This window comes from Helicobacter rappini (assembly GCF_900198625.1).
Classification (GTDB): domain Bacteria; phylum Campylobacterota; class Campylobacteria; order Campylobacterales; family Helicobacteraceae; genus Helicobacter_A; species Helicobacter_A rappini.
This window is the reverse complement of record NZ_FZPK01000043.1, coordinates 1-10,716: the sequence shown is the minus strand read 5'-3', so window position 1 is coordinate 10,716 and position 10,716 is coordinate 1. Positions and strand designations below refer to the sequence as shown.

The window sequence follows — 10,716 nt, the reverse complement described above, 5'->3', positions numbered from 1 at the left end:
TGCAGACGAAGTCAAACCCGTTATACGCAAATTCAAGCCCCCTTGTCCCCCCTTGAAAGAAAAAACAAATAATACAGAATCTACGCACAACGAAGCGGGTGAGAGTGAAGCACCCTTTGAAATCCCAAATTCTTGGGCGTGGGTAAAAGGGTATGATATATTTTTACCAATAGACAATACTGAACCACAAGGTGATTTTTTCAAATACATAGATATAGATTCCATAGATAATAAAAACAAAAAAGTTAAGTCGCCAAAAACGATAGAGACAAAAAATGCTTCAAGTCGTGCAAGAAGACCATTAAAATATGGAGATGTCCTATTTTCTATGGTGAGACCTTATTTAGAAAATATCGCCTTGATTGATGAAGCATTAGCCGATTGTATCGCCTCAACAGGTTTTTTTGTTTGTGGAACCAACATTTTAGATTCTCGCTTTTTATATTATTTGATGACCTCGCCTTATGTAGTTTATGGGCTAAATAGCTTTATGAAAGGCGACAATTCTCCATCAATAGTGAAAGATGATATATTAAATTTTAATTATCCCCTGCCGCCATTATGCGAACAAGAACACATCGTGCAAACTTTAGACACCCTTTTCACACTCAAAAAGGGCTTAAGGATAGAGTAGATTCTAGCTTTCTGTTTTGATTTAGGCTTGAATCTCACATTTGAAATTGCATAAATATAAGCTATCCTACAACCACTTCGCATTCCCTGTAAAGCTTACAGATAGCCAAATCTTATAGCTTGGAATATCAAGAGACCTTTCAATCCTATCACGCACGCAATCAAACTCCGCTACCGAGCTAATCTTGCAATTTTTATCTATTAAGATATTCACTTCCACCATATAGAATCGCCCCGATTTCGCCACGTGCGTATCATAATCGCTAAAGCCAAAATCTTTACTCAAAGATTCCATAATTTGCGTGATTTTAGAATCAATCTCACTTGGGGCGACCATAATCAAATCTTTAAAATTCGCAATGGCTATGCGGATAGGCGAGACACACAACATTAACGATAGCACCGCCAAAAGCAAGGGATCAACATACATCGCTAAAGCACTCTTAGGACTAAGCACAAAATAAATCACACCAAAAGCCCCCAACGCCCCCAAATACAGCACGCAGTCAATCTTCCACTCCGTATTATCCACTTTTATCAAATCAGATTCTAAAAGTCGCGTGTAAAACAGCGTATAAATAAACAAAATCGCACAAAACACAAACGCACACAGACTATACGCCACCGCCCCGCCAAGCTCCACTGCATAGCCGCCGTGAATGATACTCTGCAAAGCATTGATAAAAGCATACACGCATACAAAGACTAGCACAAGGGATTTAAAGAGATTTACCATAGGCTCAAAGCGGACATAGCCGTATTGAAAAATATCATCATCTTCTTTATAAATGTAGCGAGAAGTAATCACGCTTAATGCCCCAAGCCCCACGCTAATGAGTGCCACAAAGCCATCAAAAATCACCGCCATAGATTTGACAAAGATTCCAAAGCTAATGCCAAAAATCGCTAGGATTAACGCACTATACATTGAGACTTTAAGGACAAACTGCTCTTTTTGTGCGGCTTTTTTAGAATCTGTCTTAAGGGTGTGTTTTAAGGCTAGAATCTGTGCTTTATGCTTGTCTTGATTCTGTGTTGCGGGGTGATTAGATTCTGTATGATTAGAATCCATAGGGGTAGATTGAGTGGTTTTTGTAGCGGTGGATTCTATGTGATTAGAATCATTCATAAAGCTAGAATCTACGCTAGATTCTATGGGGTTTGTGGGGTTAGGTTGTGCTGTGCTAGATTCTAAGGGTTGCTTAGAATCTTCTTGCATAGTTTTAGACTTCCGCACACTTGTGCCATAAGAGCGGCGGTTGTATGGTGTATCTTGCTGTGTAGTCATTATGTAGCCTTTTAGATTCTGTATTTATGTAGTTTTAGCTGACTTGAGATTATAGCTAAATATGAGATTTAATATTTTATAATTTTTACAACCCATTAGATTTTATGCTATATCACGCAATGTAAAGTAAGCATAAACGCTTAAACCAGCTTATATTACCCACTCTACCCAAACACCTTTTCTATCAGCATGTTAAACCTATCACCCCTTTCCTTATATGATGAATACTGATCCAAACTAGCACACGCAGGGGATAGCATAACAATGGGCTTATTTGTATCATTACAGCATGTTTCTATATCTTTTATAGAATCTAGCAAGTAGTCTTCACGCAACTTAGAATAGATAGATTCCATAGCTTTATCTAGACTTACGCACTCTTTTACCCATATATTTTTTGCCTTGCATTCATCTGCTATCATGCCTCCATCTTTTCCTATGCTAAAGACTTTTACTCCATTTTCTTGCAAAAAAGGATATAGCATATTCATCTCTGCCCCTTTAGAATCTCCCCCTAAAATAAGATAGATTCTATACTGCTTATAGGTATGTAATGCAGAAAGGACTGCATGTGGATTTGTCGCTTTAGAATCATTTATGAAAAGTAAGCCTTGTCTCACATGCTCTTCCATGCGATATGCACCGATTTTATACTCTAAAATATTATTTATTTTAAAGTCAATATTGCCAAAACGCATACCACTAGCAGCCACGAGAAAATCGAGTCTAAAAGGCTCTTTAAAGCATTCAGCATACTTCTTTTCACATTGCAAATAAGAGTAAAGCATATTAGAATCTGTATAAAGCATAACATTTGCTTTTGTGTTGTTTATAATATCTTTTGCTACTTCATATTGCATGAGTTCTTGCGGGATAAGGGCGTAATGCTTTTTTGGATCTTTTGCGTAATTCATGTATTTAAGCGGTTTTAATTTATCGGCAATATAGGATTCAAATCCGCCATGCCAGCTTATATGATCTTGACTTAAAGGTAATAAAATATAGATATTAGGCAAGGCGTAATGTGTGTAATGCAGAGTAAATGAGCTTGTCTCAAGCACCCATACAGCGTTAGAATCTTGCCTTGATACCACATCATAGACTTGATTTTGCACTCTATTGCATTGTGCTACATCAATCTGTGTGTCGTTAAAGTCCTGCATAAAAAGTGTCGCAAGGGGTGTGCCGATATTCCCACCACTCTTTGCATGTAACATACATGATAGCATTTCTGTTGTCGTTGTCTTGCCATTTGTCCCACTTATCCAAATGCTATATATCCCCTTTTTTATATGAAAAATAAAGTCATATTCACTCATAATATTCTTAAAATAGCTAAGAAAAGTAGAATCGGGGGCTATCCCCGGACTAATAATTGCTAAATTTGTATCACCATTTGGATTTTTTGTGCGAAGTGTCGCTACTTTTTTAAATGACTGGTAACTATTCCCTATAGAATCTATCTCATCACTCTCATACCTATCATCATAGATATGACAGATTATATTGTGCTTATTTAAAAGTGTAACTAATGCTTTATTAGTGATACCATAACCTAGAATGTTAATATACATACCCTACCCTTAATGCGTTAAGTTTTTGCAATTATAGCAAATCTAAGCGTTGCCTAATACATAAAATACTCTTGCAATTTTCACAAAAGCATTATAGAATCTAACTTTAAAAAAGGGATATAATGCAAGAGATTTTAAAAGCTTATTTACTAGCAATAAAAGATATAAAGGAAAGTGATAAAGAACACACTTATCGCCCACATTTATACAATTTTCTAACTGCAATTAATGGGGGGGGGGGGTAAATCTAGCTCCCTAGAATCTAAAAACAATATTTATATAACCCACGAGCCAAATAATGATAAAGAAGGCAGAGGCGCGCCAGATTTTTTAATCACAAAAGATTCTCTTACACTTGGCTATATTGAAAACAAACGCATAAATGCCCCTTTAGATGAAATCGCACAAAGTGATCAGATCAAAAAATACTTCCGCCTAAGCCAAAATACCATTTTGACAGACTATCTTAGATTTTGCTTTTTACACCATAGCACATTTAAGATTTCTCAAACCTTTAAAGAAGAGTTTGAAGCCAATCTAAATGATAACGAAAGCCTAAATTTCGACTTGCAAATACGCTTTATATTGATAGTATCGCAGATAAAATCAATCAACAAGGCGTGATTTACGCTAAAGATGGGCAGAGTATCCAATCTTCTAGCGTGGATAAAAGGATTTGTTTTGCAGATAGAATCCTAAATGGTGGAATCTTGCAAAAAGAATAATCTAGTTGTAAGAACTCATAAAGAATTAGACTTATTAAATCAAGCTTTAGTTAGTGATTTTTTCGAGCAAGAAAAACCAGAATATGTATTTTTCTGTGCGGCTAAAGTTGGTGGCATGGTGGCGCAATTGCAGAATAGAGCGAGTTTTTTATATGAGAATCTTACTATGCAAAATAATGTAATCCATTATGCCGCTAAAAATAATACAAAGAAGCTATTATATCTTGGTAGTATTTGTATCTATCCGGAATTTGTGCCATTACCCATAAAAGAAGAATATATTTTTCAGGGTGATTTGCAATACAATAATGAGCCTTATGCGATAGCAAAGATTAGTGGTTTAAAATTGTGCGAATTTTATAGTATTCAATATGGGGTGCAGTTTATACCGGTTATGCCTGTAAGTGTGTATGGCTCAAATGATAATTTTGACTTAGAAACTTCTCATGTTCAAGCAGCCATTTTTAGAAAAATATATTCAGCAAAATTGCTTCATGAAAATAGATATGATGAATTATTGAAAGATTTAAATCTAAAAACTATTGAAGAAGCTAGAATCTATCTTTCTAAATTTGGCATTGATGATAAGCGGGTAATGCTTCTTGGAACTGGAAATACGAGTAGAGAATTTTTACATTGTGATGATTTAGCTAGAGCCTGCATTTATCTCATGCAACATAAAGATTTTAAAGACATTGCACAAAATATTGATGGGAAAATAAGAAATTCACATGTTAATATCGGCACTGGCGAAGAAATCGCGATTAAGAATCTAGCATTCATGTTACAAGAAATGCTAGATTATAAAGGGCAAGTTTCATTTGAAAGCACAAGTAAAAATGATGGCACATTGGCAAAAAGTATAGATTTAAGTAAAATACACGCATTAGGTTGGCGGCACAAAATTACATTAAAAGAAGGTTTAAATATGATGTATAAAGATTATGTAAATGGTATTTACAAGTAAATCACCTATATTTTAAGAAAGGAAAAGCATGACAAAATATCCACTAAAAGGTTATCCATTAGCATCATCTACTTGGGATAGGCAAGAGTTACAGGCAATTCAAGAAGTTATTGATAATGATATATTTACTATGGGCAAAAAGGTAAGCGAATGTGAAAAAGATTTTGCAAAGTTTGTAGGATCTAAATATGCTGTGATGACAAGCTCTGGTTCAACTGCTAATTTAATAGCAACTGCAGCTTTGTTCTATACAAAGCACAATAAATTAAAAAGAGGTGATGAAGTTATTGTCCCTGCTGTATCTTGGAGCACGACTTATTATCCTTTATATCAATATGGGCTAAAATTAAAATTTGTAGATATTGATTTGGAAACACTTAATTATGATTTACAATCCTTGCAAGATGCAATCACAGATTCTACAAGAATGATTATGTGCGTTAATCTACTGGGTAATCCAAATGACTTTGATAGAATACGGGCTATTATAGCCGGTAGAAATATTATCTTATTGGAAGATAATTGTGAATCAATGGGTGCAGAATATAAAGGCAAGCAGGCTGGCACTTTTGGTGTTATGGGGACATTTTCTACATTTTTTTCACACCATATAGCGACTATGGAGGGTGGCTTTGTAGTTACTGATAACGAAGATTTGTATCACATTTTACTTTGTTTAAGAGCGCACGGCTGGACTAGAAATCTGCCAAAAGATAATCTAGTAGCACCAAAAAGTGATAGCTGGTTTCATGAATCTTTTCGCTTTGTTTTGCCTGGATATAATGTGCGACCTGTTGAGATGAGTGGGGAATCCCCACATGCCACCCGCCCTAGTTTTTTAGTTTAGTTCAGCATACACCTTTTTAAACACAAAGTCCTTGTAGGGCTTTGGTATTTATTAATAAGCGTTTTTATGTGTTTTGAGATTGATAGTATGATTAATTAATATGCTAATAAATGCTTTTTATGCGTTTTAATAGCTAAATTTTAGTTTTTAATAATCTTTATATTAATGTTTAAATATCATTAAATTTGAGATAATATACAATATATTAAATGATAATTAATATATAAATAAGAAAATAAAAAACATAAATTTAATGCTAATTAAATGTATTTTTCACTCTTAAAAAATGCTTATTAATAGATATATAAGCAATAAAATATGATATAATATTATCTTATTTATTGCTTTATCTATTAAATTTATTTAAAAGGATTTCAAATGGTTATTGCAATAGCAAATGAAAAAGGTGGCAGTGGTAAAACTACTTTGAGCGTGAATCTTGCTATTAAATTAGCACAAGAGGGCGATGAAGTGTTGCTTATAGATTATAGACCCACAAAGAAGCACAGAAGCCTTTATAGACATAAGGACAAATGCGGAGCATGAGTTTTTATTTAATTCATTGCAGAGAACAGGATATGGATTAACAAAAGAGATTAAGAATCTAGAGAAAAAATATGATTGTATTGTTATTGATACAGGTGGTAGAGATTCTAAAGAGATGAGACAAGCTTTAGTTGTTGCAGATATTATTATTGTGCCAACAATACCAAGTCAATATGATGTTGCAGTGCTTGATAGAATGATAACAATATGTGATGAAATTAGTGTTATGAATCCACATGCAAAAACATTAATATTGATTAATAAGGCAAGTCCTAATCCATTTTTGATAAATAAAGTTAAAGACTTGCAAATATACATAAGTGAAAAAGATTTAGATAATCTCAAACTTATGAGTAGTGTTATCTATGAAAGGGAGGCATATAGAAATGCAACAGGTTTAGGTTTAGGCATTACAGAGCTTTGTAATGAGAGTGAAAGGGCATATAGTGATTTTATCAAGTTTTATGATGAGTTATTATGTGAGATTAAGGCAATGAGTATGAGCGAACAAATAAGTTAGTAACATGAAAGAAAGGAAATAGCATGACCTTAGTAATTAAGAATGTAAAGCAAGAGTTTGTAAAGAATTTCAAAGATTTAGCAAGTGAAATACATGCAGATATTGAAATATGTGAAAGTAGGCAGGGGATAGAAAGTGAGCTAGAATATACAGAAAATGGCTATCCAAAAGAATTTGAAAAGCAAATATTGCAAGACATGCAAGAAGCAGAAATGCAAAGAAAAAATGGCACTCTTAAAACTTACAATAGTGTCAAAGAAGCATTTGAAAGTGAGGGCATAATCTAGTATGTATAAACTTCACTTAACAAAAAGATTTACTAAGGAAGCAAAGAAATTAAATCCGCAAGACTTAAAGCATACTATGGAGGTTTTAGAGAGACTTTGCAATAATGAGACTTTAGAACCAAAATATAAAGACCATGCTTTAAGTGGGGATTTAGCAGGTGCTAGAGATTGCCATATAAAACCTGATTTAGTTTTAATTTATAGGCAGGACAAAGAAGTCTTAGAGCTAATAGCATTGCGTATAGGAAAACATAGCAAAGTGTTTAAAAAATAAAAAAGGAAATACAATGGGTATTAAAGACATTAATCAACAAAAACAAAACACTTTTAAAAGTGTAGAGTTAGAAAGAAAGACAAAAAGGGCGAATGATATAGAGACTTTTATCGAAAATGCAGAGGGCGAAACTTCAAAGAAAAGATATGGAGCACCACTAAAAGATAAAGAGAAAAAAAGCACAGAGAGATATGGTTTCTATTGCACTCCAGCAGAAAGTAAAAAGCTAAGGGCAATGGCAGAACAATATGATATGAAAATCGCAGAGTTTATCAAGTTTAAAGTATTTGATAAATACAAAAATATGTAATAAACATGTGATTTTGTTATAATACATTTTTTATTTTATTTTAAAAGGATAGTTTATGGAAAATAAGTTTTTGAAAGTAAGTAAAAGACTTGGTGCAGTAGTTTTAGGTGCAACATTATTGTGTGTAAATATGCAAGGTGCAACATTATAAAGAAATAGAAGCACAGAAAAAAGCAGAGGAAGCAAAACAAACACAACAATTAAAAAATGTTGTTAAAAATAAATATGGGGTGGTTTATGATGGTGCAATCCTTATTGGGCAAACTAATATTGTGTATAGTGAATTGAAAAAAGATATACCGACAAAGCAGAAAGATTGGATTATGAAACTTATAGCTTTAGAGAATGCAAACAATAAAGATGTGGAACAAGAATTAAAGGGGCATGTAATAGCACCACAAGGCTCAATGATGATGATGAATAATTATATTTCTTATTGCCAAGAAGCGACAGAGGCATACTCTAAAAAAGACAAAGACATAAAAGAAATAGGACGCTTTTTTATGACAAAACATTACTATGCTGATAAATGTATATTAGGCGGGGTAAGAGAAGTTGCAATGAAATATTCAAGCATATATGATAAAGACCAATATAAAGAATCAGAGTTATCTTACTCATTCAACGAGCAAAAATATAATGAGAAAAAGGAATTTGTAAAATGGTTAGATGAAATTAAATTCTATGATTATATAGGTGGCTTACCTGTTAAAAAAGAAAAAGCTAATGAAATATTAAATATGCTTGATGGAATCAAAAAGGATTTAAGCTTTAAAAAGCCAACATATTAATCCCTATCTCTCAAGTCCTTTCTTATTAAGGGCATTTTCTTGTGTATTTGCTTTTTGTTTCTCTTTTTCTTTTTCTAACAATCGCAAATGCACTTTATAATCTACTAGGGCAGTATTATCATATTTTTCTAAATATTCATGCAAAGTATTGTTTTTGTATTTATCATGCAACGATTTACGCATATAATCTATATTTCTCATCTTTCTATCAATGATATACCATTCAATAAAGTCAGTATAGTATTGCTGTTGTTCTAAATCTTTTTCTTGTTGTTTTACTTCATTTTCATGTTCTGTAAAGAAACTATTGATTTTTGTTTGTAGCAGTGTAAAATCACTTAATTGTTGTTCCTTGTAATGTATCTTATCATCTGCTTTAGAATCTAAATAGCTTGTAAGGTTTTGAAATTCTTTAAAATAATATTGCAATGTTTTTATGTGATGTTTATTTAATTTTGCTTCATCATTAAAGATACTTTCATAATGCAATATCTTATCATTAATGATTTTATCAATTACAATATTATTTGTTTGCAATGTATTCTTATAATCATCAAGTAGTTTTGTATCAATCATGCTATTTTTATCTATGCTATGTAAAACTTGCAATTTCTTTGTTATATCTTTTTGTGTAAATATCAATGATTTACTTGTTGATTTTACGCCTAAATGTTGCAGTAGGGCATTATCTAATTCATTTTGCAAAGCAATGGATTGTGTAATGTCTAATGTATTTTTTCTTATCTCATTTTGTATATCATTAACTATATGAAGCTGTTCTCTTGTTGCATATTTTTTATGCTTCATTACAAAGTCTAAATATGCTTTTTTTGCAAGGACATTTGAATAGTCATCGTTAATATCTTTTGCAAATTGATTTCTATGTTTCATAAAATCAAAACCAAGATTATTTATAGCTTTATTGAGTTCATATATCTCTTGTTTATATATTTTTTGATTTTTATATGCAGATTTTAACTCTATATTTAATTCTTTTATAGAGTTTAATAAGCTTTTGTATTGTTGTTTAGTTTTATAGCCTAGCTTTTGATATTTAGAGTAATTTTTTTCATAAGCAGTTATAATCTTTAATTGCTGTATGTAGTCTTGTTTTTTAGCTGTATATTCTTTTATATCACTCTGTGCGTTATTAATCTTTTGTTGCAACATTTCTTTTCTGTTTGCAATAATATCTTTATCTTTACTAAGTTGAGATATGGTATCCATGTAGCTATGTCTATTTTCTTTTTGTTTTGTCCTATCAATTTTTTCTAAGATATTTGTCTTTTCAAACTTATAGGCATTATGATAATTTAAGTCGCCATGATAGTTGAGTGAATCCGCAAAATCATCTCGCATTTCATTGAAAAAATTTTTAATGCTATCTTTATCTTTAAAATGAAGTTTTTTATGTGTTAGCATACTATTTTTATTAATTACTACATGTATGTGTGGATTATTTTGATGTATATGTAAGACTTTTACATACTTATATTCATGGAAATGTTTTTGCAATAAGTCATTAACACTTTGTTGCAAAGCATAAATATTTTCAGCATTAACCTCTTCTCTCATAGAAAAACACAAATGCCATGCTTCTTTGGAATTAGGCTTAGAGCTAAAATCTTTTTGCCAATCTTTTAACACTTCACTTGCACTAACTCTCATTCCATTTTCATCAATAGCATAATCATAAAGGCTATGTCGTATAATATAATTGATTGCATTATAAGCCGTTCCTACAAACCTATAAAAAACTATAAATAGTTACAAATATCTATAAATAATTTTCCTGTTGTATTCCTGTTTCAACCTTGCTGGTTGCAATATTATTTATCGCTAAATCATATTGCAGAGCCGTCAAGTCCGCAGGCGTAAATTCGGGCAGAACTTGCCCTATTTTTTGTGGAATAAGATTGTAGAGATTTAAACTAGCATTGTAATCTCTATCTAT

11 protein-coding genes and 2 pseudogenes are annotated in these 10,716 nt (G+C 32.1%); 10 read left to right on the top strand and 3 right to left on the bottom strand.

Annotation, left to right across the window (positions count from 1 at the left end):
• On the top strand, positions 1–634 hold a 634-nt coding region (locus tag C6H17_RS08785), incomplete at its 5' end, for a restriction endonuclease subunit S (RefSeq protein ID WP_104731406.1).
• A 66-nt stretch (positions 635–700) separates the two neighbouring features.
• Here C6H17_RS08785 and C6H17_RS08780 read toward each other — a convergent pair.
• Together C6H17_RS08780 and C6H17_RS08775 are read right to left on the bottom strand one after the other, a co-directional pair.
• Complete coding sequence (locus tag C6H17_RS08780; RefSeq protein WP_020995571.1) at positions 701–1,921, bottom strand: cation diffusion facilitator family transporter; 1,221 nt, start codon at positions 1,919–1,921, stop codon at positions 701–703.
• A 164-nt stretch (positions 1,922–2,085) separates the two neighbouring features.
• Positions 2,086–3,495 (bottom strand): Mur ligase family protein, encoded by a 1,410-nt coding sequence (locus C6H17_RS08775; RefSeq protein ID WP_005219480.1) that lies wholly within the window; start codon positions 3,493–3,495, stop codon positions 2,086–2,088.
• Between the two features lie 122 nt (positions 3,496–3,617).
• On the opposite strand from C6H17_RS08775, the gene C6H17_RS13310 reads away from it, so the two are divergent.
• From C6H17_RS13310 to C6H17_RS08735, 9 genes and pseudogenes are all read left to right on the top strand, one after another.
• Positions 3,618–3,740 (top strand): hypothetical protein, encoded by a 123-nt coding sequence (locus C6H17_RS13310; RefSeq protein WP_267892796.1) that lies wholly within the window; start codon positions 3,618–3,620, stop codon positions 3,738–3,740.
• Positions 3,724–4,119, top strand: a complete 396-nt coding sequence (locus tag C6H17_RS13030) for a hypothetical protein (protein WP_233714111.1) — start codon at positions 3,724–3,726, stop codon at positions 4,117–4,119. Before C6H17_RS13310 ends, C6H17_RS13030 begins: the two co-directional genes overlap by 17 nt.
• Positions 4,120–4,194: 75 nt before the next feature.
• Positions 4,195–5,187, top strand: coding sequence for an NAD-dependent epimerase/dehydratase family protein (locus C6H17_RS08765; RefSeq protein WP_005219477.1), 993 nt, complete (start codon positions 4,195–4,197; stop codon positions 5,185–5,187).
• A gap of 28 nt (positions 5,188–5,215) precedes the next feature.
• Positions 5,216–5,995: pseudogene (locus C6H17_RS08760) on the top strand (DegT/DnrJ/EryC1/StrS family aminotransferase); the annotation flags it as partial.
• Between the two features lie 417 nt (positions 5,996–6,412).
• Positions 6,413–7,100 (top strand): annotated as a pseudogene (locus C6H17_RS08755) (AAA family ATPase).
• Positions 7,101–7,123: 23 nt separating this feature from the next.
• Positions 7,124–7,387: a hypothetical protein gene (locus C6H17_RS08750; protein ID WP_004089445.1), complete on the top strand. Its 264-nt coding sequence runs from the start codon at positions 7,124–7,126 to the stop codon at positions 7,385–7,387.
• A gap of 1 nt (position 7,388) precedes the next feature.
• Positions 7,389–7,661 (top strand): type II toxin-antitoxin system YafQ family toxin, encoded by a 273-nt coding sequence (locus C6H17_RS08745; protein ID WP_005219470.1) that lies wholly within the window; start codon positions 7,389–7,391, stop codon positions 7,659–7,661.
• A 13-nt stretch (positions 7,662–7,674) separates the two neighbouring features.
• A complete protein-coding gene (locus tag C6H17_RS08740; protein ID WP_005219468.1) occupies positions 7,675–7,971 on the top strand; it encodes a hypothetical protein in 297 nt (98 codons plus the stop codon).
• A 137-nt stretch (positions 7,972–8,108) separates the two neighbouring features.
• Positions 8,109–8,762, top strand: coding sequence for a hypothetical protein (locus C6H17_RS08735; RefSeq protein WP_005219466.1), 654 nt, complete (start codon positions 8,109–8,111; stop codon positions 8,760–8,762).
• 3 nt (positions 8,763–8,765) lie between these two features.
• Here the strand turns inward: C6H17_RS08735 and C6H17_RS08730 are convergent, their stop codons facing one another.
• Entirely contained in the window at positions 8,766–10,430 is a 1,665-nt protein-coding gene (locus tag C6H17_RS08730; protein ID WP_005219464.1) for a relaxase/mobilization nuclease domain-containing protein, read from the bottom strand.
• Positions 10,431–10,716: the final 286 nt, after the last annotated feature.

Bases quoted from the DNA above. Each gene is read 5' to 3' on its own strand.
- C6H17_RS08780 (WP_020995571.1), bottom strand. From the start codon at position 1,921: ATGACTACACAGCAAGATACACCATACAACCGCCGCTCTTATGGCACA.
- C6H17_RS08775 (WP_005219480.1), bottom strand. From the start codon at position 3,495: ATGTATATTAACATTCTAGGTTATGGTATCACTAATAAAGCATTAGTT.
- C6H17_RS13310 (WP_267892796.1), top strand. From the start codon at position 3,618: ATGCAAGAGATTTTAAAAGCTTATTTACTAGCAATAAAAGATATAAAG.
- C6H17_RS13030 (WP_233714111.1), top strand. From the start codon at position 3,724: ATGGGGGGGGGGGGTAAATCTAGCTCCCTAGAATCTAAAAACAATATT.
- C6H17_RS08765 (WP_005219477.1), top strand. From the start codon at position 4,195: ATGGTGGAATCTTGCAAAAAGAATAATCTAGTTGTAAGAACTCATAAA.
- C6H17_RS08750 (WP_004089445.1), top strand. From the start codon at position 7,124: ATGACCTTAGTAATTAAGAATGTAAAGCAAGAGTTTGTAAAGAATTTC.
- C6H17_RS08745 (WP_005219470.1), top strand. From the start codon at position 7,389: ATGTATAAACTTCACTTAACAAAAAGATTTACTAAGGAAGCAAAGAAA.
- C6H17_RS08740 (WP_005219468.1), top strand. From the start codon at position 7,675: ATGGGTATTAAAGACATTAATCAACAAAAACAAAACACTTTTAAAAGT.
- C6H17_RS08730 (WP_005219464.1), bottom strand. From the start codon at position 10,430: ATGAGAGTTAGTGCAAGTGAAGTGTTAAAAGATTGGCAAAAAGATTTT.